This is a genomic window from Anabaena sp. PCC 7108 (assembly GCF_000332135.1).
GTDB lineage: Bacteria > Cyanobacteriota > Cyanobacteriia > Cyanobacteriales > Nostocaceae > Anabaena.
The window spans coordinates 267,323-291,828 of sequence record NZ_KB235896.1 but is presented as its reverse complement, the minus strand read 5'-3'; the positions used below and the strand labels follow the sequence as shown (position 1 = coordinate 291,828).

Here is a 24,506-nt window from a genome sequence, read left to right as displayed (position 1 = left end):
TCTTATGTCTCAGTTTTATGACCACAAATCCCTCTCTCCAACTTTGGCTCTATGACACTACTCTACGAGATGGCACTCAACGGGAAGGACTATCCGTCTCCATAGAAGATAAATTACGCATTGCTCACAAACTTGATCAATTAGGGATTCCCTTCATTGAAGGTGGTTGGCCTGGAGCAAATCCCAAAGATGTACAATTTTTCTGGCAACTTCAAGAAAATCCGCTCAAACAAGCAGAAGTTGTTCCTTTTTGCTCCACTCGTCGTCCTCACACCAAGGCCGCAGATGAACCCATGCTGCAAGCGATTCTAGCTGCGGGTACTCGCTGGGTAACAATTTTTGGTAAATCTTGGGATTTACACGTTACAGCCGGACTCAAGACCAGTTTAGAAGAGAATCTAGCCATGATCAGCGACACAATTGAGTACCTACGTTCTCAAGGACGGCGTGTAATTTACGATGCTGAACATTGGTTTGATGGCTACAAGCAAAATCCTGATTATGCTTTACAAACATTAACAGCAGCAATGACATCAGGTGCTGAATGGTTGGTTTTGTGTGATACCAATGGCGGAACTTTACCTCATGAAGTTACGCAAATTGTTAAAGATCTAGTTACAGAAATCGGGAACAGGGAACTCTTAACAGGGAATAGGGAAGAAATTTTTTCCCAATCACCAATCACCAAAATTGGCATACATACTCATAACGATTCAGAAATGGCTGTTGCTAACGCTTTAGCAGCAGTTATGGCTGGAGCAAAGATGGTACAAGGGACAATCAACGGTTATGGGGAACGCTGTGGTAATGCTAATTTGTGTTCTCTGATTCCTAATTTACAGCTAAAGCTTGGTTATAGCTGTATCGGTGAACACCAGCTAAATCAACTTACAGAAGCCAGTCGCTTTGTTAGCGAAGTTGTCAATCTCGCACCTGATGAACACGCGCCTTTTGTTGGTCGTTCGGCCTTTGCTCATAAAGGTGGTATTCATGTATCTGCGGTGGAACGTAACCCTTTAACCTATGAACATATTCAGCCGGAACTGGTGGGAAACCAACGTCGCATTGTTATTTCTGAACAGTCTGGTTTAAGTAATGTTTTAGCTCAAGCCCGAACTTGTGGGATTGAATTAGATAAGGATCATCCTCAAGCTAGACAAATTCTCCAACGCATGAAGGAATTGGAAGCTGAAGGATATCAATTTGAAGCCGCAGAAGCTAGTTTTGCTCTGTTGATGTATGAGGCTTTAAAATGTCGTCAACAGTTTTTTGAAGTTCAAGGTTTCCAAGTACATTGTGATTTAGTGGAAGTGAAACCAACTACTAATTCTCTAGCAACGGTGAAAGTAGCTGTAAATGGGAAAAACATTCTTGAAGCAGCGGAAGGTAATGGACCGGTTGCAGCTTTAGATGCTGCTTTGCGTAAAGCTTTGGTGAACTTTTATCCCCAAATTGCCGACTTTGAGTTGACTGATTATAAAGTCAGAATTCTGAATGGAAATACAGGAACTGCCGCAAAAACTCGCGCCTTAGTAGAATCGGGTAATGGTCAACAACGTTGGACTACTATAGGAGTTTCTACAAATATTTTGGAAGCTTCCTATCAAGCTGTGGTTGAAGGTTTGGAATATGGTTTGTTGTTACATTTTCAAGCTGAAAAGGCTTTGAAGGTGTAGGAGTAAATAGATTTTTGTAGAGACGTTTTATCAAATGTCTCTACGAAGAGATTTTGGTTCTTCGGTACTTGTTATGCTAAATCGAGAAGTTGAGAGAAGGGAATAGGGAATATGGAACAGGGAACAGGGTCAAAAAAAATTCCCCGCGTCTCCGCGTCTCCGTGTCTTGAGCGTCAGTCTCAATGATAAGTATATCTCTGACGAGACGCTACGCGAACAACTGGACATGATATGACTACGGGAAACTTTCCCAGGCTTGGGCAACCAACGTACTTAGCCACCGTCGCTGTTGTTGATTTAACACAGCATCATCAGCTAATACTTGGGCAGTTAATTCTTCCAAAGATTGACCTTGAGTGCGGACAAGTCTGACTACACCAGCAATTACCGTAGCTACCAGTTCTTCATCAACTGGCTGCTGTTGAAGAGCAAAAATTTCTTGGGGACTGACTGGGATAGGATAATTCATGGTATGAGTTTACAGAAGTTCTAAAATGAATAATAAATTTAACAACCTATTAAAATTTACTAATTTTCCTAATTAAATTTTTTTCATGCAATTGATAGGGCGGAGTTTAACGCAGTTTCTGGCTTTGTTAAATCTGTCGTAGTGAGTAAATCCATGGGAGATGTGAGCAGAATATGAAAGAAGTTCTTTACTTAGAAATTCCTACGACCGATACTGTATCTGTACGTAGATGGCTACAAGTAGATTTTGTACCGAAGTATGGAGACAAATTATTGACCACAGACGGGTTTCGCTTGAGAAATCCTATTGTGTCTGTTGAGGAAAGTTTGACAAGTGAACTTTCTGTAATTGTCTGGTCAGTACAGCGAACTACTTACCTCAAGGTATTCCGGTGGGGTGATAAACCCTTTGTGAATGAAGGAAAAATTATCCAGCGGCTGAGTAGAGAAATCAGAAGCCGTTTTCCTCACAGATATCCAGAACCACCAGCAATTGATTCCCAAAAGTCGATTTTTTCACAGTTAGAACCCTATTATCCCCTAACTGTCAAGTACTTTCAGAAAATGTCTAATGGGGAATATGATCTTCAGCGTGCGTACTGGTGGGAGCAACGTTGGCGTGAAGGGGTAAGAAATCCCCAGCAGCCTCGTCAGGTGGTTTTTTATGGAGAGAACAGAGAGGCAGAAAATCCCCATCCCCAAGATGACATTGAATATGACATTATTTATATCGGTGGGGCTTTAGGGTCGATTCATGCGGCTGTGATGGCTAAATTGGGCTATAAAGTTCTGCTGGTAGAAAGATTACCCTTTGGCAGGATGAACCGGGAATGGAATATTTCCCGTGATGAAATTCAATGTTTGGTAAATTTGGGTTTGCTGACAAATGCTGAGTTAGAAATAATTATTGCCAGGGAATATAAAGACGGATTTAATAAATTTTTTGATAGTAATAATCCTCCTCATCTAAAATCAGCAATTCTACATACACCAACTGTGCTGAATATAGCTTTAGACTCCGAAAAATTGCTGCAAATCTGTGGAGAAAAACTCAAAGCTGCCGATGGTGATATTTGGGATGAAACGGAATTTATTCGGGCTGAGATCAGTGATACACAAGTTAATGTTTTCGTCAAGCATTTGGCTAGTGGGAATGAAAAGCAAGTTAGTGGGAGATTGTTAGTAGATGCAATGGGTACAGCTTCCCCTATTGCTTGGCAATTAAATGGCGGTCGGGCTTTTGATAGTGTCTGTCCGACAGTGGGAGCAGTAATTGAGAAAGGGTTTGAGCCTGGTGTGTGGGATTCTCAGTATGGAGATGTTCTTTATAGTCACGGCGATATTTCTCGTGGTAGACAGTTGATTTGGGAGTTATTTCCTGGGGTTGGCGAAGAACTGACTATTTATTTATTCCACTACCATGAAGTGAATGGGAAAAATCCCGGTTCTTTGTTGGAGATGTATGAAGACTTTTTCACAATTTTGCCAGAGTATCGCCGCTGCGATCTGGATCAGCTAGTCTGGAAAAAGCCAACATTTGGCTATATACCAGGGCATTTTAGTGTGAGTGGGAGCGATCGCACAATTGCCTTTGATAGATTAATTGCTATGGGTGATGCCGCCTCACTCCAGTCACCCCTAATCTTCACTGGTTTTGGTTCCCTAGTTCGCAACTTAGAGCGGTTAACAACACTTCTAAATACTGCCCTAAAACATGATTTACTCAGTTTCCGTCACCTAAATCAAATTCGCGCCTACCAAAGTAACGTTTCCGTAACATGGCTATTTTCCAAAGGCATGATGGTTCCCACAGGCAAATTTATCCCTCCCCAACGGGTAAACGCCATGCTTAATACCTTCTTTGGTTTATTAGCAGACGAACCTCCAGAAATAGCAGATAATTTCATTAAGGATCGTTGCGATTGGTTCACATTTAACCGATTAGCAATCAAAGCAGCCATGAAAAATCCAGCCTTGCTGCTGTGGATTTGGCAACTAGCTGGTTTTCGGGACTTAGTGCGCTGGTTAGGTAATTATTTCAACTTCGGCCGTCATACCTTAGTCAGTGCTGTACTCAGTAAATCACTCCCCAAATTCCTGAAACTCAGCGAAACTTGGCTAGAACCCCGCTATCCGTCATTGTGGTTAAAGTTGTTAACCATCAATTATGCGATTTCTGCCGGTAAACCACTCTGGCGTATTGACATACCTTCTCGTCCTCAAGGAGCGAGGATTCTTTGACACTTCGCTGGGTTGCGCCACAAGTGGTCTTACCATCCCTCCATGTCCGTTTAAAGTCTCCCAATGCCCTATGGCGACTCTACCTAAATTTTACCATAAAGCCGTCCTCGAAGGCTTGTCCTGAGCTTGTCGAAGGGACGGGGCTTGTATCCCATTCTTTTCGGTCATTAGTCAGATCAAATCCAACTAATTGCTGATTAAAAAATCTCTTCGCGTCCCCGTGTTAGTCCTAATGATAAGCATCCAACTGGATACCATATCATTAGTCACTAGATTCACCATTAATCTTTGATTCATGACTACTGGGGCGAAAATTCGGCAATTCTACAGAGGCGAATGACTTACGTCCCTTGGGTGGACGCTGGGGATAAATCACGGGAGAAGGTGATTTATGATCTTGCGGATATTCAGTTAAAGGTTCTGAGAAAAAATTGTGCAACGGCAATTTTGACGATGTAGAAGGTGAGACTTCTGACCAATAGTCCTCGGTTTCTACAGCATTTGTCTCTTTGTGTCGAGACGTGGAAGTTACTTGTGGTTCAGGAGTTGGAGAAAGCCGCAAATCTTCTGTCTCTAAATCCTGTTCTCTTGTAATTTGCGGTTCTTCACCATTTTCCCAAGTAAATGCTAAAGGTTCCCCGATAGGTGTATCAGCTTGATTACTTTGCACATCATCTATGGGCGGAGATACAAAAAACCTTTGAATCAAACTCTCCAATTGCTGATCTAAATTTGAGCAACTAGGAGTAGAAACAGTTTCTGATTTAATTACAGAATCATCAACTGCTGACAAAGAGGCTAATTGTGTGGGTGTAAGGATAAATTCCTCATCTAATTTGCTCTCAGAAAATGGGGCAGTTGGTGTAGAGTAATTTTTAGTGTGTGAACATGGTGCTGAAGCTTGTGCAACAGAATTATCTGTATTTTGGCGTAGAGCGTCGCAGACACCACTCATAATATCTGCTTCTGCTGACCAAGGTTTAATTGGCTGTGCATTAGGAAATAAAGACCGTGCTTTTCTAGAAAATCTTGTTTGTCCACCAGTTACGCCCTGTGGCTGATCAGGTGTATACTCTAAAGTGTCATAGCTAGGCACAGATGTATCTAGGCATTTTTCTAAAGCAGCTTTAAATTGCAGAGTTTGGCGTTGTTGGCGCATGAGTCTACTCTGAAACTCCCGACAAGTATTTTCTGAGTGCAATAACTGCTGAGACTGTTCACTGTAATTAGTTTGCAGCAATGAACATTCCCGTTCTAATTGAGCTAAACGCTGTTGACTAATTTGTAATTGAGCTTTGTGGGTATCGATGAAAATTTCCTGATGTTGAACAGTTTGGACAGCAGTTTCTAACTGTTGAAATAGAGACTGAATTTGCTCTTGGGCGGCTGAGAGTTCCTGAGTTTGTTGATTTAGCATCGAATCAGTCACGCTAGAGCGCTTTTTTTGCCATTGCAAAATCTTTTCTGCTTCAGCTAATTCCTGTTTTAACTGCTCTACCTGACTGTATAAATCACCATTAGCTGTAGTTAACTCCTCATTCAACGCTAGTAACTTTTGAAATTCAGAGTCTACAAGTGCTTGTTTATCACTATCCGGTTCTGCCACCCAGTCCTGTTGGAGATGATTTGTCAAGTTCTGTGTAACTGTAGTGTCATGCTGCTGTGGTTGCAGCCCCTCGTAGACATCTGCTGCTGGGTTCAGGAGTGGTAAATTAGTCACGGCCATATTTTCATAATGCACAACTGAGTAAAAGGGACAACTCGCCTGCTCCGATTGTGGCGAATTTGCAGAATTTAGAGGTTCAATCACAGTGCCGTTATTTGAGGTGTCATCTATATTCATCACTCTTGACCCACCTGCTTAAAAATATTCACCTATGCTAATGTCAGCATTGCTGATCAACTGAGTTCTATCGCTTGAGGCACTGCCGTAGGCAATCAAAATTTCCTCTAGAAGCCAAGTTTAACTCTCGATCAGCACGAGTGACTAGTGCAAAATGGCAAATAGGCAGAAAGCAAATGGTCAAAGACTGTAATGCTCATATAATATGGTTTGCGGTTTTTAGCTTTAACGTGTTTTTACAGATATAATTTTCCTTAAGGCTGATAGGAGGAAGCGATGATACGGAGAGTTTTTTTGATCAGCAATGATTAATGCTACATAAAGTCCTTATAACATTACCCGGTGGATGGCGATCAACTTTTTGCATGATCTAGTATTTGTGTCCTCAAGTGTTAGAGGGTTTGAACCTCCTTGACAGAGAGTCTTTTCAGGTAATTTAGACTTGCGCTGCGTAATATTCCTGTTCTCTTTCTACAAATGTCTGAACGCGGTTGCGATAATTTCTCAAGTTTTCGTCTACCCATTCACGATCGCTACTATTGGCAAATAAATGTACCATTGGTTCACTCGCATCTGGTAAAACTAACACCCAACTATCATCATAAGGCTGACAAATTTTGACCCCGTCAATTAATTCCAAATTTTGGGCTGGGTGAGTTTCTACCAAATAACGCATGAGCGCCCCCTTAGCCGTCCAGGGACAGCGGATGGTATAATTTCTATAAATGACGCGAGGCAACTCGGCGCGGACAGATGCCAGCGATCGCTCTTGGATAGTCAGCATTTCAATTAATTTAGCAATGCAGAACATCGAGTCAAATCCTGGATGTAGATGGGGGAAAATAAAACCTGTCTCCCCACTACCACCTAAGACTACATTCGGATTTTTTTGACAAGCTTCCATCAAAGCTGTCGGATTGGCTTTGGTGCGAATTACTTTACCATCATGACGACGAGCTACTTGTTCTACAGCACTAGAAGCGTGTACAGGTACAACTACCGAACTTCTGGGGTTAGATGTCAACATCATATCTACCATCAGCGCTGTCAGTGTCTCTCCCCGCACCGGGTAACCAGACTCATCAACTAAAATCAGTTGTTCTCCATTTGCTGATACCTGAACACCAAAATTAGCTTTTAGTGCTTCCACCACATGACCTAATTGTGTCAGCAGTCCTTCCCGGTTAGTAGTTGACATTGAAGTTTTATTCAAACTCGCATTTAACACTACCGCATCAGCACCAAATTTATCTAACATTTGCGGTAAAACCGCCCCAGACACAGCATAAACATAATCAATCACCACTTTCGCCCGACTGTTCCGAAGTGTCCCCACATTCAACAATTTCTCAAAAGCAGTGCAGTAAAGGTCAATTACTTGGCTGGGATAGGCCACATCGCCAATTTCATGACTTTGCGCCCTCCGCATATCTTCCTTAAAATAAGCCCCCTCAATTTTCTTTTCCTGGGCTTTAGTGATATTAATTCCCTTGGCATCCATGAATTCAATCAGGATATAATCAGGGCGATCAGGGTGTACACGCACATGAATACCCCCTGCGACTCCCATAGTCGGGATCACTGTGCGGGTGATAGGAATAGCTGTAGAATCGAGGTTTTGAATATCAATACCTACAGACATCAAACCAGCAATTAAAGAACGAGTTACCATCCGCGAGACATTCCGTTGGTCACGCGAAACCGTCACTTTACAACGGGGTTTTAATGTTGAACCATAAGCAGCACCTAATTTCACCGCAAATTCTGGGCTGATGTCAATATTCGCTAAACCTTGTACACCACGTTGACCAAATAAATTCCGTTGGGCAGTATTGCCCCAAATCAGGTTAATATTTAAAACTGCACCTGACTCAATTTTTTTACTTGGCCAAACCCTTACACCGGGGCTAATTTGGGCTTCTTCTCCCACCGTAGAAAGGGAACCCACTACGGCAGCTTCTAATACATGAGCGCGTCTATCTACACGAGTCCCACGGGAAATTACACAAGCCGATAGCTGGGCTTCATCACCAATAATTGCACCATTCCAAACTATGGGACGCTTTAAATTCGCGTCAGCACCGATGGTGACATTATCACCAATTACAGTCCCGTCTTCAATTTGTACTCTCGCCCCAATCCGACAATTGTCACCAATTACAGCCGGAGTTTCAATTCTAGCTGTAGGATCAATATAGGTATTTTGACCAATCCACACACCGGGCGAAGTTTCTTGGTAAGGAAAATCAAGTTTGACCTTTCTAGCTAAAGCGTCATATTGTGCTTCACGATATGCATCCAAATGACCCACGTCACACCAGTAACCTTGGGCTACATAACCATAAATTGGCTCATTTCTGGTGAGTAGTAAGGGAAATAAATCTTTAGAAAAGTCACATTCTGTGTATTCTGGTAAATATTCTAAAACTTCAGGTTCTAATATATAAGTACCAGTGTTGACAGTATCAGAAAAAATTTCGCTAGTGGAAGGTTTTTCTAAAAATCTCTGTATTTTTCCTTCTTGGTCAGTAATCACCACCCCAAATTCTATCGGGTTGGGAACACGGGTTAAAACCAAAGTCGCTTTTGACTGTTTTTGTTTGTGAAATGCGATCGCTGCTGTCAGATCAAAATCTGTGATACTATCACCGCTAATTACTAAAAAAGTTTCATCCAGCAATTCTGCAATATTTTTTACACACCCGGCTGTACCCAGTGGCTGGTCTTCTTCGATAGCATAAGTCATCTGCACGCCAAAATCACTGCCGTCTTGAAAGTAATCCCGTAGAACATCTGGTAAATAATGTAACGTGGCAATTACTTCTGTAATATTATGTTTTCTTAAAAGATTAATAATGTGTTCAGCAATGGGTCGATTTAATATAGGAACCATCGGTTTTGGTAAATCGCAAGTTAAAGGACGTAATCTTGTCCCTGAACCCCCTGCCATCAGTACTGCACGCATAAACCCTCCTGTTTGCAGCTTTAGCTGCATTAGTCTGTTATAAACTTTATGTTATTCTTTATCAAGTCTCTTATGAATGTTAATTTTTGAGGAACTTCCACAAGATACATCTACTGAGAAATAAGTTTAATGATTCATTAAACTATAGCAATACTCTTTGATTCAGGAGAGAATTTTTTAACTATGAGATTTTTGTACTATCAGAGATTTGTGAGATTAATTTACACTACAATCAGGTAAATAAGTAGTCTCAAACTAAGGAACTGATTAATGTAGGCTACGAAAAATCTACATAAGTAAGGCATACTTATGTAAGTCGGCGTAAATGTTTATGATTGGGATAAAGTTTGAACTGTGTTCATCTTTCCCACAAGATTTATTTTGATTTACGCCTTTTTACTTAACTAATATTCTATCAGTTACGAAGGGAGTTGATGGAAATGGGTAACTTAATTATTCTTGGCTTGATAGTAGTTTATTTAGGTGGTGCTTGGAAGTTTTGGACTGGATTTAATAGGACTAACTTTAATCAAAGTCTGTCAAACCGCATTGGATTTTCTTTGTTATGGCCAGCTTTGTTTATTGCTAATCCATCTTATCGGCGTAATTTTAGAAAAGCACTTAAAGGATAATTCGTAATTCATAATTCGTAAGTAATTACAAATTATGAATTATGATTGACTAAAAAGCTTGAATCCATTCCTTAATAGAATATTCAGTCCAAATGCCGTTTTGCCAATAGGGGTCTGCTTCTACTAACTGACGAACGGTGTTTTCGTCTTCGGCTTCATAAATGCCAAAAACTTTTGTGACATCTTTAGTCGGTCCAATAGTAATCAAAACACCAGATTCTTTTTGTTTAGCTAATCCGTCTAAATGGGCTTGACGATAGGGGTCACGTTTTGCTAATACATCTTCGCAATAAGTTCCCCACATTATGTATTTAGGCATGATTTTGTTAATCCTAGTTTAAGAATAAAATCTGAAAAGAGGTATCAGTTGAAAGTCGCTGGTAGTTAGGGCTTGAAAACCCAAATTAGGGCTAAAGCCCTGACTACGAACCTTTAATTATTGACGTTAATCTACTTGATGAGAATTGGGAATTAGTGAATAAAAAACTTTTACCAATTACCAATTACCCATTAACAAATCCTAACTTCTCAGACTCACGCCGAATTTTTCCACTAACGCGCTACGGACTTTATCGTGGACTGGTTGAACTTCAGAATCGGTGAGAGTGCGATCGCTGGCACGGTAGACTAAACGAAAGGCTAAACTCCGTTGTCCGACTGGAACGTGTTCACCGCGATACTCATCAAACAATTCGACAGAATCTAATAAACCTTTCCCAGCTTTGGTAATCACCTTTTCAATTTCCGAAACCGTGACTTTCACAGGTGCGAAAAAGGCAATATCTCTATCGCTGACTGGATAGGTAGAATAAGAATGGAATTTGGGAACTAGCAAATCATCATTATCCAGCTCATTCAACAACACATCCAAACTTAATTGGAACACATAAACTGCTTCTGGTAAACCCTTTTCTTTTCGTAATTGAGGATGAACTTGACCAAATGTACCCAGTCTGTTTCCTCCCACCCATAAAGAAGCAGTGCGTCCAGGATGCAATCGAGAATCGCGGTTTTCTGGTTGAAATTCCACCCGCAACCGAAGTTCTTGAAATACGCTTTCTAAAATACCTTTCGCTTCAAACCAAGTGATAGGTTGTTCACGACCACCTCTTGACCATTTACCCAAAGAGGCATCACCACCAATAATCCCAGCCAGCATATCAGTTTCTTGGAAACCATCTTCTTCGCGCCAGAAAATGCGCCCAATTTCAAACCCATTTAGCACCCCATTTCCCTGTTCTACATTATATTGACAGGCATCAATTAAACCAGATATCAAATCGGTTCGCAACGCCGAATATTCGGCAAATAATGGATTTGTTAAGACTATTTGCTGACTTTCTCCTGGTTTAACTAAAGAATAATGAATTAATTCTGTTAAACCTTCAGCCCGTAGGGAAGCGCGTAACTTCCGAAGTAACTCTTGATCTAAAGATAGATAACCAGGTTCAGTTTTTTCTGGTAAAGTATCGCAGAATTTATCATAGCCATAAAGACGGGCAATTTCTTCAATTAAGTCAATTTCCCGTTCTAAGTCCCGGTAACGATAGGGAGGTACAGTCACCTTCCAAGTACGTTCCCCACTGTTCACCAACTCACATCCTAGTGCAGTCAGAATTTCTTCTACATCTTTTTCTTGCAATTCTCCTGTTTCTTCTCCCAAATCAACCGGTCCGAGTACGTCATTGACTCGATCTAAACGCAGGGCGATAGAATGGAACCAAGTAGAAGATTCAGGACGACTATCAGCAATTTCTTGCTGAACAATTACACCTGCTGCTAATTCACTGATTAATGATAAAGCCCGGTGACAAGCGATTTCTAATTCTGCCCGATTTACGCCGCGTTCATATCTGCCCGAAGCCTCACTTCTTAAGCCTACACTCCGAGAAGAACGACGAATAGCTACAGAATCAAATAAAGCCGCTTCTAAAATTAGACTTTGTGTACCTTCATGAACTTCTGTTTCTTCACCACCCATGACACCGGCTAAAGCCACTGCTTTATTATTAGCGGTGATTAACAAATTTTGAGTTGATAAATTGCGGGTTTGTCCATCTAAGGTTTTGAGAGTTTCTCCAACATCAGCAAAGCGCACACCAATAGTTAATTTTTCACCTCCAGCCACAGATTTTAACCGTTCTTGATCAAAAGCGTGGAGAGGTTGTCCCCGTTCTAACAAAACGTAGTTAGTGATATCAACTACATTATTAATTGGTCTGACTCCAGCAGAACGCAACCGCTGTTGTAACCATTCTGGAGAAGGAGCGATTTTTAGCTGTTCTATTACCGTACCAATATAAGCCGGACAAGCTTCTGGTTCAGAGATTTTTAAAGCTAAGTTTCCTGTACCTTTGATAATTTCTACTTTTGCAGATTCTGGAATAGACAACTTTCCACCTGTTAAAGCTGCTACTTCCCTAGCGATACCCACCATAGATAAAGCATCAGCACGGTTAGCAGTCGCAGTCACATCTAAAATGACATCATCTAAGCCTAACAAGGGACGGACATCACTACCCAAGGTAAGATTTTCTGGGGTGAAAATATGAATACCATCTATGTCAGTGGGTAAACCTAGTTCTTTTAAAGAACATATCATCCCGTTAGATGGAACACCGCGTAGTTTGGCTGGTTTAATTTTTAAATCGATATTGGGTAAATAAGTCCCTGTAGTGGCAATGGGGACATAAATATCTGCACAGACATTAGCAGCACCACAGACAATATTTAAAGTTTCATCTGCACCAATATCGACTGTACAAACGCTGAGTTTATCTGCATTGGGGTGAGGTTGACGCTCAAGCACTTTACCCACAACTACGCCATTTGCCCAAGTCCGACGGTCTTCAATATCTTCAACTTCAAACCCTGCCATTGTCAAGGTTTCGGCTAGTTCTTCTGGAGTAAGTTTTATTTCTACTAGTTCCCGCAGCCAATTTAGAGAAATACGCATGGAGTGTGCTTGTGTTCAGATTTAGATTTGTCTTTTGCTTTAATTTTATATGTTAGGTGGAGATGATGAGGTTTTTATCTCATACTCCAGATAGAACGGACTGATTTATTAATACTAGGACTTACGCAAGTGTCACACTAAAAATCTGTTGTAGGGTGCTTTACTACTGCATAAATCCTGCAAATAAACAGATTGTTGATATCTGACGCACGTTACCAATGTGCCAGTTGCGTAAGTCCTGAATACTATTGTTAAAGCGTATAATGGAAATTTGTCCTCCTTAGTTTTCAGGAGGTTTTATGAATGATGCTCACGAGATCGTAGACGTAATAACTACAGATTGTTGCATTGTTGGTGGTGGACCTGCGGGGGCTGTACTTTCTCTGCTGTTAGCGCGTCAGGGGATTTCGGTGATGCTGCTGGAAGCACACAAGGATTTTGATCGGGATTTTCGAGGTGATACTATTCACCCTTCGGTAATGCAGATTATAGAAGAGTTGGGTTTGAGCGATCGCATTTTACAACTACCTCACACGAAAATGCACCGCCTTCAGATCCAAACTCCCCAAGATACTGTGACTTTAGCAGATTTTAGCCACCTGAAAACCCGCTACCCTTATATCATGATGCTTCCCCAAGTAAAATTCTTGGAGTTCATCACTCAAGAAGCCCAAAAATATCCCAATTTTCACTTAGTCATGGGTGCAAATGTCCAAGAACTAATTGCAGAAAATGGTGTAATTCAAGGTGTGCGTTATCGTGGACAAGGTGGCTGGCATGAAGTCCGAGCCATACTCACAATTGGTGCAGATGGACGACACTCACGCTTAAGGCAATTAGGCGGCTTTGAGTCAATTGCAACTTCATCACCAATGGATGTGCTTTGGTTTCGTCTTCCCCGTCAGTCAGAAGAAATTACCGGAGGAATGGGGCGCTTTGCTGCTGGTCACATTGTTGTGATGCTCAATCGTGGCGAAGAATGGCAAATTGCCTATGTTATTCCTAAAGGTGGTTATCAACAACTGCGTGCCGCTGGTTTAGAAGAGTTGAAAAAGTCTATTGTGGAAATAGTACCAGAATTAAATAATCGTATCCAGCATTTACAAGATTGGTCACAGGTAGCTTTTCTCTCAGTAGAGTCTAGCCGTGTTCAACGCTGGTATCTTCCCGGACTGCTACTCATCGGTGATGCTGCCCATGTCATGTCCCCTGTAGGTGGTGTGGGGATAAACTACGCAATTCAAGATGCTGTGGTAACGGCAAATGTACTCAGTAAATCACTCAAGCAACGTCATGTAGAAGTCAGCGATTTAGCCCAAGTGCAGCAGCGTCGAGAGTTACCTACACGTCTGATTCAAGCTTTTCAAAGTTTCATTCAAAAACAAATATTTACCCCAATTCTTACGGAAAATCAAACATTCCAACCGCCTTGGCTGCTGCGTTTACCTATCTTACGCGACCTGCCAGCACGGTTAATTGCTCTAGGTGTTTTTCCAGTTCATGTCCAGATTTAATCTTTTAATGGTAAATTAGTACTACTCAATGCAGAATAAAATGCTCGTTTCAGTCAGGTGCAGTTCATGAACAGCTATTAATAGTTGTTCAAAGTTCTCACTTGACTTTTGTGATCAAATGTGAATTTAATCTCCTGCGATGAAGTTCAGGAGTGCCAAGTGCTAAGTAACCCCATAGATAAATCTATGGTGTGGAAATATTGTAAAGTTTGACTGATGAGGAGAAATATGTCAATAACCCCACCCTGAAGAGGGATGGGGCTTGTAAGAAACAAATCTTACGTGTTTGACTAGCCCACTGAGATCAATCCTGATACGCACTTCCAAATACTTCCCCAGTTTGGATTATCTGCAAGACTGTTTGTATGGCTTACGCCACGCTTCGCTATCAGTCGTTGTTTAAAGACAAGACATTCTGGATTGATTGGGCGAGGGGACTTAAACTTGTCTGGGAAAATCGCTCCACTTGGGCAAAGCCCAAGACCGCGTTTTCGGCTTACTCCAAGGATTATCTCTTTATGCGAGTACCTGTGATTTCAGCAAAAAATATTCCGTTAATGCCAACAAAGCCAAGTCGCGCTAGACGTTGGATTAAATCTGGTATTGCAATTGGCAAATTTAACAAACTAGGTATTTTTTATGTTCAATTAATAGCCGAACCATCTGATATTCAGACTCAAGAGATTGTTGCTGGTTTAGACCCTGGCAAAATGTTTTCTGGTGTAGCAGTTCAGTCTCAAAAATATACGCTACAAATGTTGCACCTAGTTTTACCATTCAAAACGGTTAAAGATCGAATGGAGCAACGAGCGATGATGCGACGCGGAAGGCGAGGAAGAAAAATTAATCGCAAATTAAGTTTTTCTCAACGTTCTCATCGTCAAACTAGATTTGATAATCGTCGTGGGTCTAAATTACCTCCCAGCATCAGAGCTAACAAGGATTTAGAATATCGAACAATTAGTTTATTGTCCGAAGTTTACCCAATCCAAACGATTGTTATTGAAGAGGTAAAAGCACAAGGAGATAAGAGGTTTAGCCCAGTAATGGTTGGTCAACGATATCAAATAAAACGACTATCGAAACTGGCTAATGTGGAATTAAAAAAAGGATGGGAAACGTCAAACCTACGAAAACACCTGAAATTACACAAAGAAAAATCTGACAAATCTCTGCAAATCCCCGAAACTCACGCAGTTGATGCAGTCACGTTAGCCTGTTCCGAGTTTGTTAAATATCAAATATGGGAGAAAGTAAAAAGTCATGGTGCAAGTTGGATAGGTGATGTAACTATTACTAATTCTCAATTTACGATTTTACGTCGTCCTCCAATTAGCCGTAGACAACTACATTTAATGGTTCCATCCAAGGGTGGTAACAGGCGTAAATATGGTGGAACCACAACTCGATATGGATTTAGAAAAGGCGATTTTGTTGAAGCAACCCAAGGAAAGAAATCATTTTTTGGTTGGGTAAGCGGCGACACAGAAAAACACGTTTCAGTTAGTGATTGTAACTGGAAAAGGTTTGGGCAATGTACAGCTAAGAAAGTCCGATTGATACAGCGAAACACGGGATTAATCGTGTTGTCAACTCGGAAAATGTTTAATTTAATGGCATCGAACCATTAAATTAAACACGCTATCCCTCCCCATGTTGCTTCGCTGAACATGGGGTATCTCGCGGAAAACAAGATGAACAGTTGTATTTTAATGGCAGAAATTTATGACGCGCCCCAACTGCGTCACACACCTGACGGGTTAGAAGTGACGGAAATGATCGTTCATGTTCCGGGAGTGCGTCCAGATGACCCTTCACACCCTTTGAAAGTTGTCGGCTGGGGTAATTTAGCGAAAGAAATTCATCAAACTTACCAATCAGGCGATCGCGTGATTATCGAAGGGCGCTTAGGGATGAACACTTTTGATCGTCCCGAAGGTTTCAAAGAAAAACGTGCTGAGTTGACAGTACAACGTATTCATGCTATGGGCAAAGGTATGAATCCGAGTCCACAACCAGTGGCGACTGTAGCACCACCAGCACAACGTCCTCCAGAAACATACCAATCAACTCAGCCAGCACCAACTCCAGCGACCACTTTTACAGGGACAGTACCCCAGCCAATCACCCCCGAACCCACTTATCAACCGGCAAATTTTGAACGTCAATCCTATCAGCCCGTAACAGAAGCCGAACCAGATCCCGATGACATTCCATTTTAAGAGGAGCAGGGGGGCAGAGGGGGAGAATAACTTCTACTGGTTTTTATTACCTGCCTTCTGCCTTCTGCCTTCTGCCTTCAATCAGCCACCACTAACTTCACCCCATTCCCGAATTGCGGGAAAGACAGAAGAGTAATCATCTTCTGGATATGACATTTTCATTGCTGATTGTAAGATATGCCTTACACCCTCAATACTGCTGAGATTCAAACCAAGGGATTTAGCTTCAGAGATAAATAAATCTATTTCTTTGATCAATTGTTTTGTAGGCAAATTCGCTTTAGTGTAATTGCCATCTAACATCCGTTTCAGGTTTTGATCAAAGGTAGGCGCGTACAGTTTACTATCGCGCAGGATTCGCATAAACAAGTCTATATCAATGCCTTGCATTTGGACAAAAGCCAAACTAAGGGCAAAACTAGTAGTGAGGGAAGCAATGAGTTGATTTAGTGCTAATGTCAGGGCTGAGGCAGATCCTACAGGACCGATGTGTAATGGTTCGGGTCCAAAATGTTGCAGTAAATTGACGTGACGTTGATATTGTTCTGGTTCCGCACCTACCATCACAATTAACTTGCCAGTTTCTGCTTCCGGGATACTACCGAGTACGGGCGCTTCTATATATTCACCACCTGCCGCAACTACCGCATCTCTGATTTCTTGGCTTTCTGGAGGAGTCAGCGTCCCCATTTGGATGACACTGCGCCCTGATAAAGTGTGCCAACTGGTATCTGTGAGCAAGACATGATAAATAGCTGCGGCATTAGATAGCATCAGAACTATACAATCAGCAGAGCGAATTGCTTGACGTGGTTTTGTGACAATTTCTGCCCCTGCTGCCTGTAGTGGTGCTAATTTTTCTGGGGTGCGGTTGTAGGCAACTAGCTCTACATTTGCGGCTAATAACCTTTGAGCCATCGGTAGTCCCATCAATCCAGTTCCCAGAAATGCAACCTTCATGTTTTATGTTCCTTTGTCATTGGTCATTGGTCATTGGGGAAATGGGGACTGGGAATAAGTTATTATTGATCCACCCCAAATCCCCATTTTTTCATTTCCCAGACATCAGCCACCTGCGGCAAAAGTAGCCATGATTATAATTGAAAGCAGGAGTCCGGGACTAAGTAGAGTTACTAGCACAAGTAGGTCGTGAGCAGTCATAGTTATTACTAAATTAAGGTTTGAGAGTTCAAGGTAATCACTGTTATGCTAGTCTAATAAAGACTGATACAGGATTCTTAAATAGAGTTTTAACCTTTTACTTTCACCTTTACCCTGGTGTGGTTAATCCTTTCAAACATTGCCAGGCCGCTTCTGCATTCAATCCCTTGCTTTGAACTAGAACCCCAAAACTACCCAGTCCTGTTGGTGAAATCAGTTGGTGTAATGCTTCCCGTCGGTTTAGCACTTGTGATAATGGTTGGTTTTGAAATGAAAGGGCGGCTAGTCGTTCACCTAATCCCAACGCCATCAAAAATAAACCTTGCTGTGTCCAACCAACTGAATTTAAACCGCACTTTTTACCCCAGGATTCTAAAGCTGTAAAATCAACATGGGCAGTGATATCTTGTCGCCCAATATTGATGTAAGGGTTATCGTGATGACGATGTTGGTAGTAGCACTGTAATGTTCCTTGCGATCGCCTGGGGTGATAATAACGGCTGGAAGGGTAGCCATAATCAATTGTTAACACATACCCGCGTTGCAAGCAGTCTGCCACTATACCCAACCAATTGAGAGCAGCTAAATTAATTTCACTGCGATAACCATCTGCATAAGTACTTTGGCTTAATTCAATTTTCACTAAATCAAAATATGCTGCTAACTGCGGTGTAGATGGTTCACCTAATACTTCCATAAATTCAATATTTGACTTCTCTCCTAATAGAACAGGAGTTAGGTTTTGCGATGTAGTGACATAAATTTCCCGCAATTCTCCTGCTTCTAGGGTGAACTGATGCACTGGAAAAGCATCTACTAATTCATTAGAAAAAAAGCAGCCAATAATTGAATTAGGAACTATTTCCTCCAAATTGCACCAACGGATTGAGAAATCTTGTAACCTTTGCTGCTGTTCTTGTCTTAAACTTGGCGATTTCTCAATAATGATGTATTCCAGTACAGTAAAAAAATCTGGGTATTGTAATTTTAGGTAATTGAGGATGTGAGATGCCAAAATACCAAAACCTGCTCCCATTTCCACCAAAGAAAAAGGCGTTGGTTGCCCTAAAATCTGCCACATCTGGAAAAATTGTACAGCCAGTAATTCGCCAAAATCACTCCCAAGACTGGAAGATGTGAAAAAATCACCACCTTTAAACCCGATTTTGACTGTATCACTGGCATAGTAGCCATATTCTGGGTGATATAGCACCATATCCATGTATTCAGCAAAGGTAATTCGTTTCTGAGGATTGGTGATAATACGATTGGCTATAGCTTCACACAGTGCGGGATGGGAATCCATAAAATTTGCAATTGCAGGTAAAAGTTAAAAGACGCGGAGATGGGGAGAATTACAGCAGATTGCAGGAGGTGCGAAATTTAAGTACAAAGCCACATAGCACGAGATTTTCAAGAAGTTGCAGATGATGTTAAGTTTTCAGGATGTTTGGATCTGTGGATAAAGTTTCAGCGGCTGTTCGCATTAATTCTATATCTGCTGATGACCAAACATGAGGCTTCTGACAGTGATGAGCTACTAGTAGTCCCCATAAACCTCTGGGGATCAAAATAGGTACAACTAAATTGGCGCGTACCTGCATACTGCGAAGGAAGTCGCGGTGACAAGACGCGATAGGTTCAACCTGAATATCAGCGATCGCTCTGAACCTTCCTGCTAAGTACAAAGCAGCATACTCGTCGTTAAAACAATCTTCGGCTCCAGTTGAACCCAAAATTGAGAATTCCTCAGAAATCAAAGATTCAAATGTCACCTGTCCTTCCCATTGTTCATAAAAATAATATAAAACTACGCGATCAACTTGCAGTGATTCTCTGAGTTGATTTGTTGTTTGTCGAACTAACTCATCCCGCTGCATTTTTCTCACAAGGCGATTCAGCAATTTTTGCATACCCTGTTGACTATGCCGATTCGAGATATGTTCAAATTTTGAGTGAGGGTGAATTTGCACAGGTCTAAACTAACTTTTAAGTAAAGGCTCTCGAATTTATATAGTAACTTATCAGACCTTTAAGAAAAAATTATTCAGCACCTAACATAAGTTGTCATAACAGAATTTAAGTTTGTGATATTTATGGCTTTGAGTCAATTATATTCCTAAGTATGAAAAAATAATTAATTAATTTTATTAGCATTGATTTTTATCCAGATAAATATTAAGTTTTAGTGTACATTCTCAAATTAATTTACATATTAATTTCAATATATTAACAATATATTAAATTATATTAAGCAATATAACCGTATTTTAAAGCACAAATATTTTTTATATAAAAAACATAGAGACGCGAATGAACACGTCTCTAATACAGTAAACAGCGGCGTAATGCGGCGATTAATTATCTATCAACAGATCCCATGATCACATCAATACTACCGAGAATTACTACCACGTCGGCCACCTTCATCCCCCGTAATAAATGAGGGAGAATTTGCAGGTTATTGAAATCTGCTGGGCGAATTTTCCACCGCCAGGGGAAAACGTTATTATCACCAACTAAATAAATTCCTAGTTCACCTTTACCGCTTTCTACACGGGAGTAGATTTCACCTGTAGGAATCTTAAATGAAGGTGAAACTTTTTTACCAATGTATTGATAATCAAAAGCATCCCACTCAGATTTTTTACCCGCCATTAATCGCTTGGCTTCCAGATTTTCGTAAGGTCCGCCCGGTAAACCTTGAATGGCTTGTTTGATGATTTTCACGGATTCGCGCATTTCTCTCATCCGTACCATGTAACGGGCAAGACAATCACCTACGGTTTCCCACTGTACATCCCAGTCGAAATCGTCGTAACATTCATAGTGGTCAACTTTCCGCAAATCCCACTTCACACCCGAAGCGCGTAACATTGGTCCAGAAAGTCCCCAGTTAATTGCTTCTTCGCGGGTAATAGTACCCAAACCTTCAATACGGCGACGGAAGATCGGGTTATTGGTAACTAAGCGTTCATATTCATCAACTTTGGGGATGAAATATTCGCAAAATTCCCAACACTTGTCTACCCAACCGTAAGGTAAATCAGCAGCTACACCACCAACACGGAAGTAGTTATTGTTTACCATGCGATAACCTGTAGCGGCTTCCCACAGGTCATAAATCATTTCTCGTTCGCGGAATTGGTAGAAGAAGGGCGTTTGTGCGCCTACGTCAGCCAGGAAGGGACCAAACCATAGCAAGTGGTTAGCAATGCGGTTTAGTTCCAGCATGATCACGCGAATGTAGCTGGCGCGTTTGGGAACTGTGATACCTGCTAACTTTTCCGGTGCGTTAACAGTAACGGCTTCGTTAAACATCCCCGCAGCGTAGTCCCAACGGCTAACGTAGGGAACATACATGATATTTGACCGATTTTCGGCGATTTTCTCCATTCCCCTGTGTAGGTAGCCAATGACTGGTTCACAGTCAACGACATCCTCACCATCCAGTGTCATAATTAGCCGCAGAACCCCGTGCATTGAGGGATGATGAGGTCCCATATTTAGCACCATTGGTTCAGTGCGGGTTTCTATTCTACTCATAGATTTGCTGTTCTCCCGTTATTGCCATTTTTGAATTGAACCGCCAAGATGCTAACCAGACAAGATTTATCGTCTCTGCCAAAATTTAGCTTGTCGGGGTAATCTTGCTATTTTCTCTACAGGTTGATTGTTGAAGAGAGGATAGCAGAGTCGGATTTGTACTTGATGCTTTATTTTGTGCAGCTTCTTCAATTATTATAGGGAGCGAGAGATTCAAGGGATTGAGGTACAGGTAATTTTTTTATATGCCGTGTGGAGTGAGAAGCAGAAAAATATTCACCTCATTACACTATGATTATCTGCGGCGAAAGACCAATAGATTAAATTTATGTTGAAACTAATTAAATTCTATGGAACCAAGATGCAGAACTGAGGGCGTTAATAAATTTGTTTAAGTATAAAGATTAAATAAATCATACTTGGGTTAAGCTAGTGTTTTAACTTAGGACTATGTGTATATGGCTTTAAATCAAGAAGAATTTGATACGCTAGTAACTAGCTTACAGCAGTACGCCCAGCAGCAACCTGGTAGTTATAAGTTGAGAGTTGGGTTGTTGGCTTTACTCGGTTATGGTTATATATTTTTCTCTTTGGTATTGATGTTGCTGGTGTTTGTAGGACTTCTAGCTCTGGCATTTTACACCAAGACATTGAACAGTGTTGTGCTGAAATTGGCGTTAGTGCTGCTTGTACCAATTTTTGTGGTTTTGCGATCGCTCTGGGTAACATTTCCAGAACCTCAAGGCTTAAAACTCCAACGTCAAGAAGCTACCTATCTATTTAATTTAGTTGATAAACTCACCACTAAGTTAAAATCACCAAAATTTCACCACATTTTACTTACAGATGAGTTTAACGCTGCTGTTGTCCAAATACCTCGTTTGGGTTTATTGGGATGGCAACAAAATTACTTATTATTAGGATTACCATTAATGCAAGCTTTATCACCAGAACAGTTTTGTGCTGTGCTGGGACATGAATTAGGTCATTTATCGGGAAATCACAGTCAGTTTGCCGGCTGGATTTATCGTATTCAAAAAACTTACTACCAAATTTTAGAAAAACTACAGCAAAGTGGTGATCAAGTCGGTTCTTTAATTTTACAATCTTTTTTTAATTGGTATTCTCCTTTTTTTGCTGCTTATTCATTTGTGTTAAGGCGAATGAATGAATATGAAGCAGACCGTTGTGCAGCAGAACTTGTAGGTGTAGAAAATATAGCTGAAGCTTTGATTAATGTCGATGTCAAAGCTAAATTTTTGGAGAATTCTTTTTGGCCGAGTATCTATAAACAAGCCGAAGAATTAGTAGAACCTCCCCAAAATGTTTATGAACAAGTATCTCTAATGTTATTTAGTTGTTCAACACAAGAAGATTCTATTCGCTTTTTACAACAGGCTTTATCAGAAAAAACCGATCATCAAGATACTCATCCCTGTTTACAAGATAGACTGGAATCTTTGGGATATCTGACTGTTAAAAATCAAGGAATAACTGTTCCACCACAATTTGAAATCAGTGCTGCTAGTGAATATTTAGGAAATAATTTAGAGAAATTTACTCATCTTTTTGATCAAACTTGGCAAGAAAAAGTACAAACTCCTTGGCGACAACGGTACGCCTATGCTCAAGAATCTCTCCAAAAGCTTCAGGTTTTAGAAGAAAAGTCTAAAAATCAATCTTTGACTAAAGATGAAAACTGGGATATTGCTTACTTGACATGGGAATTTCGTAGTCAAGAAACTGCTATGCTGATGTTTAGAGCTATTCTAGCTGATGACGAAAATCATACGGAAGCTAATTATCTATTAGGACAGGCTTTATTAAAAAGAAATGATGATAGTGGCATAGATTATATTGAAAGAGCAATTTCTAAAAATTCAAATATATTTATTGATGGTTGTAACCTGATTTATGTCTTTCTGAAGAGTCAAGGAAGAAATAAAGAATTAAAATCTTATCAGGAACGTATTCAGCAGCATTATGAGTTTGTGTGGCTGGCTAAACAAGAGCGTTCTGATGTTAAAGATAATGATCAATTTAAACATCACGATTTATCTGCTGAAGTGATTGAAAATCTATGTTCACAGTTAGCTAAATATCCAGAATTGAAAACGGCTTATTTAGTCCAAAAAGTCGTGAATTATTTTCCCGAAGAGCATTTTTACATACTTGGTGTTCAGCGCAAATGGACTTTAACAGATAGCGGTAAATACAAATTTCTGGAACAGATAATTAATGAAGTAGAATTTCCTGGCTATACTTATGTCATCATTATCAATAACGATACGAAAAAAGTAGAAAAAAATCTGCGTCAAGTTCCTGAAGCAGTTATTTACCAACGATAAAATTAACGATAAAATTAATGACCGAATCCAATTTACAAACATCGCTAGATTTAGAAGAAATCGCTTTTTCTCATATTCCTGTTCTTAGCCAGGAGGTGATTACAGGTTTAAATATTCAACCTGGTGGAAATTATTTAGATTTAACCGTTGGTGGTGGTGGTCACAGTCGGTTAATATTAGAAACTGCTGAAGATGTGAAAATTACAGCAGTTGACCAAGATGAAGATGCTTTAAACGCAGCAAAAGAGAATTTATCAGAGTTTGGAAATAGAGTTAATTTTATTAATAGCAACTTTGCAAATTACCAATTTCCAGAAAATTATTATGAGGGAATTTTAGCTGATTTGGGAGTGAGTTCCTATCATTTAGATAATCCAGAACGAGGTTTTAGTTTTAGAAATACTGCAAACTTAGATATGCGAATGAACCAGCAACAATCCCTCACTGCTGGAGATATCATCAATGAGTGGGACGAAAAAGAATTAGCAGATATTTTCTTTAAGTATGGTGAAGAGAGACTTTCGAGAAGAATAGCTAGAAGAATAGTTGAAAAACGCCCATTTGATACTACTACAGAATTAGCAAATGCGATCGCATATTCTGTCCCTCCTAAATACCGTCACGGGAGAATTCACCCCGCTACCCGCGTTTTCCAAGCTTTGCGAATTGTGGTGAATGATGAATTAAACGTTTTAGAAACCCTGATAGAAAAAGCACCATTAGCGCTGGTTCCCGGTGGAAGAATGGTAATTATCAGTTTTCACAGTTTGGAAGATAGATTAGTGAAACACGGGTTAAGAAATTCTCCCATGTTAAAGGTATTGACAAAAAAACCAATTATTGCTGGTGAAGAAGAAATTTCTCAAAATGTGCGATCGCGCTCCGCTAAATTAAGGATAGCAGAAAAAGTAGTGGGTGTTTAAGAAGGGACGCG

The 24,506-nt window shown here is 40.6% G+C and carries 17 protein-coding genes; 8 read left to right on the top strand and 9 right to left on the bottom strand.

Features of this window, described 5'->3' with window-relative positions; all coding sequences use genetic code 11:
- Positions 1–17: 17 nt before the first annotated feature.
- The gene (gene cimA / locus ANA7108_RS0102000; protein WP_016949085.1) at positions 18–1,676 is read left to right on the top strand and encodes a citramalate synthase; all 1,659 of its coding nucleotides are present in this window, start codon (positions 18–20) and stop codon (positions 1,674–1,676) included.
- 235 nt (positions 1,677–1,911) lie between these two features.
- On the opposite strand, the gene ANA7108_RS0101995 is transcribed toward cimA, so the two are convergent.
- Positions 1,912–2,145: a hypothetical protein gene (locus ANA7108_RS0101995; protein WP_016949084.1), complete on the bottom strand. Its 234-nt coding sequence runs from the start codon at positions 2,143–2,145 to the stop codon at positions 1,912–1,914.
- A 173-nt stretch (positions 2,146–2,318) separates the two neighbouring features.
- On the opposite strand from ANA7108_RS0101995, the gene ANA7108_RS0101990 reads away from it, so the two are divergent.
- Positions 2,319–4,385, top strand: a complete 2,067-nt coding sequence (locus ANA7108_RS0101990) for an NAD(P)/FAD-dependent oxidoreductase (protein WP_016949083.1) — start codon at positions 2,319–2,321, stop codon at positions 4,383–4,385.
- Between the two features lie 262 nt (positions 4,386–4,647).
- Here ANA7108_RS0101990 and ANA7108_RS26650 read toward each other — a convergent pair whose 3' ends face one another.
- Together ANA7108_RS26650 and ANA7108_RS0101980 are read right to left on the bottom strand one after the other, a co-directional pair.
- Positions 4,648–6,228: a hypothetical protein gene (locus ANA7108_RS26650; RefSeq protein WP_016949082.1), complete on the bottom strand. Its 1,581-nt coding sequence runs from the start codon at positions 6,226–6,228 to the stop codon at positions 4,648–4,650.
- Between the two features lie 436 nt (positions 6,229–6,664).
- On the bottom strand, positions 6,665–9,193 hold the full coding sequence (locus ANA7108_RS0101980) for a mannose-1-phosphate guanyltransferase (RefSeq protein ID WP_016949081.1): 2,529 nt from the start codon (positions 9,191–9,193) through the stop codon (positions 6,665–6,667).
- A gap of 440 nt (positions 9,194–9,633) precedes the next feature.
- Here ANA7108_RS0101980 and ANA7108_RS0101975 point away from each other — a divergent pair, with 440 nt between their 5' ends.
- Positions 9,634–9,825 carry a hypothetical protein gene (locus tag ANA7108_RS0101975; protein WP_026103937.1) on the top strand — a complete coding sequence of 64 codons (192 nt, stop codon included), beginning with the start codon at positions 9,634–9,636 and terminating at the stop codon, positions 9,823–9,825.
- 49 nt (positions 9,826–9,874) lie between these two features.
- Here ANA7108_RS0101975 and ANA7108_RS0101970 read toward each other — a convergent pair whose 3' ends face one another.
- A complete protein-coding gene (locus ANA7108_RS0101970; protein ID WP_026103936.1) occupies positions 9,875–10,144 on the bottom strand; it encodes a YciI family protein in 270 nt (89 codons plus the stop codon).
- A 201-nt stretch (positions 10,145–10,345) separates the two neighbouring features.
- Positions 10,346–12,781, bottom strand: a complete 2,436-nt coding sequence (gene pheT / locus ANA7108_RS0101965) for a phenylalanine--tRNA ligase subunit beta (protein ID WP_016949078.1) — start codon at positions 12,779–12,781, stop codon at positions 10,346–10,348.
- Between the two features lie 299 nt (positions 12,782–13,080).
- Between pheT and ANA7108_RS0101960 the strand changes: the two genes are divergently transcribed.
- The 3 genes from ANA7108_RS0101960 (at position 13,081) to ANA7108_RS0101950 (ending at position 16,517) form a co-directional block, all read left to right on the top strand.
- Positions 13,081–14,295: an FAD-dependent oxidoreductase gene (locus ANA7108_RS0101960; RefSeq protein ID WP_016949077.1), complete on the top strand. Its 1,215-nt coding sequence runs from the start codon at positions 13,081–13,083 to the stop codon at positions 14,293–14,295.
- Positions 14,296–14,660: 365 nt separating this feature from the next.
- Complete coding sequence (locus ANA7108_RS0101955) at positions 14,661–15,926, top strand: RRXRR domain-containing protein (RefSeq protein WP_016949076.1); 1,266 nt, start codon at positions 14,661–14,663, stop codon at positions 15,924–15,926.
- Positions 15,927–15,989: 63 nt separating this feature from the next.
- Positions 15,990–16,517, top strand: a complete 528-nt coding sequence (locus ANA7108_RS0101950; protein WP_016949075.1) for a single-stranded DNA-binding protein — start codon at positions 15,990–15,992, stop codon at positions 16,515–16,517.
- An 81-nt stretch (positions 16,518–16,598) separates the two neighbouring features.
- Here ANA7108_RS0101950 and ANA7108_RS0101945 read toward each other — a convergent pair whose 3' ends face one another.
- The 4 genes from ANA7108_RS0101945 to ANA7108_RS0101930 all read right to left on the bottom strand — a co-directional run bounded on the left by ANA7108_RS0101945 (position 16,599) and on the right by ANA7108_RS0101930 (position 21,224).
- Entirely contained in the window at positions 16,599–17,477 is an 879-nt protein-coding gene (locus tag ANA7108_RS0101945; RefSeq protein WP_016949074.1) for an NAD(P)-dependent oxidoreductase, read from the bottom strand.
- A gap of 310 nt (positions 17,478–17,787) precedes the next feature.
- The gene (locus ANA7108_RS0101940) at positions 17,788–18,984 is read right to left on the bottom strand and encodes a class I SAM-dependent methyltransferase (protein WP_016949073.1); all 1,197 of its coding nucleotides are present in this window, start codon (positions 18,982–18,984) and stop codon (positions 17,788–17,790) included.
- Positions 18,985–19,111: 127 nt separating this feature from the next.
- The gene (locus ANA7108_RS0101935; protein WP_026103935.1) at positions 19,112–19,651 is read right to left on the bottom strand and encodes a GAF domain-containing protein; all 540 of its coding nucleotides are present in this window, start codon (positions 19,649–19,651) and stop codon (positions 19,112–19,114) included.
- Positions 19,652–20,039: 388 nt separating this feature from the next.
- Positions 20,040–21,224 carry an NAD(P)H-quinone oxidoreductase subunit H gene (locus tag ANA7108_RS0101930; RefSeq protein WP_016949071.1) on the bottom strand — a complete coding sequence of 395 codons (1,185 nt, stop codon included), beginning with the start codon at positions 21,222–21,224 and terminating at the stop codon, positions 20,040–20,042.
- A 458-nt stretch (positions 21,225–21,682) separates the two neighbouring features.
- On the opposite strand from ANA7108_RS0101930, the gene ANA7108_RS0101925 reads away from it, so the two are divergent.
- Together ANA7108_RS0101925 and rsmH are read left to right on the top strand one after the other, a co-directional pair.
- Positions 21,683–23,572: a M48 family metallopeptidase gene (locus tag ANA7108_RS0101925; RefSeq protein WP_016949070.1), complete on the top strand. Its 1,890-nt coding sequence runs from the start codon at positions 21,683–21,685 to the stop codon at positions 23,570–23,572.
- Positions 23,573–23,589: 17 nt separating this feature from the next.
- A complete protein-coding gene (gene rsmH, locus ANA7108_RS0101920; RefSeq protein ID WP_016949069.1) occupies positions 23,590–24,495 on the top strand; it encodes a 16S rRNA (cytosine(1402)-N(4))-methyltransferase RsmH in 906 nt (301 codons plus the stop codon).
- Positions 24,496–24,506 lie beyond the last annotated feature (11 nt).

Coding starts and splice junctions, on each gene's coding strand:
- ANA7108_RS0101955 (WP_016949076.1), top strand. CDS start 14,661: ATGGCTTACGCCACGCTTCGCTATCAGTCGTTGTTTAAAGACAAGACA.
- ANA7108_RS0101975 (WP_026103937.1), top strand. CDS start 9,634: ATGGGTAACTTAATTATTCTTGGCTTGATAGTAGTTTATTTAGGTGGT.
- ANA7108_RS0101960 (WP_016949077.1), top strand. CDS start 13,081: ATGAATGATGCTCACGAGATCGTAGACGTAATAACTACAGATTGTTGC.
- ANA7108_RS0101980 (WP_016949081.1), bottom strand. CDS start 9,193: ATGCGTGCAGTACTGATGGCAGGGGGTTCAGGGACAAGATTACGTCCT.
- ANA7108_RS0101995 (WP_016949084.1), bottom strand. CDS start 2,145: ATGAATTATCCTATCCCAGTCAGTCCCCAAGAAATTTTTGCTCTTCAA.
- cimA (WP_016949085.1), top strand. CDS start 18: ATGACCACAAATCCCTCTCTCCAACTTTGGCTCTATGACACTACTCTA.
- ANA7108_RS0101925 (WP_016949070.1), top strand. CDS start 21,683: ATGGCTTTAAATCAAGAAGAATTTGATACGCTAGTAACTAGCTTACAG.
- ANA7108_RS0101940 (WP_016949073.1), bottom strand. CDS start 18,984: ATGGATTCCCATCCCGCACTGTGTGAAGCTATAGCCAATCGTATTATC.
- rsmH (WP_016949069.1), top strand. CDS start 23,590: ATGACCGAATCCAATTTACAAACATCGCTAGATTTAGAAGAAATCGCT.
- ANA7108_RS0101950 (WP_016949075.1), top strand. CDS start 15,990: ATGAACAGTTGTATTTTAATGGCAGAAATTTATGACGCGCCCCAACTG.
- ANA7108_RS0101990 (WP_016949083.1), top strand. CDS start 2,319: ATGAAAGAAGTTCTTTACTTAGAAATTCCTACGACCGATACTGTATCT.
- ANA7108_RS0101945 (WP_016949074.1), bottom strand. CDS start 17,477: ATGAAGGTTGCATTTCTGGGAACTGGATTGATGGGACTACCGATGGCT.
- pheT (WP_016949078.1), bottom strand. CDS start 12,781: ATGCGTATTTCTCTAAATTGGCTGCGGGAACTAGTAGAAATAAAACTT.
- ANA7108_RS0101930 (WP_016949071.1), bottom strand. CDS start 21,224: ATGAGTAGAATAGAAACCCGCACTGAACCAATGGTGCTAAATATGGGA.
- ANA7108_RS0101970 (WP_026103936.1), bottom strand. CDS start 10,144: ATGCCTAAATACATAATGTGGGGAACTTATTGCGAAGATGTATTAGCA.
- ANA7108_RS26650 (WP_016949082.1), bottom strand. CDS start 6,228: ATGAATATAGATGACACCTCAAATAACGGCACTGTGATTGAACCTCTA.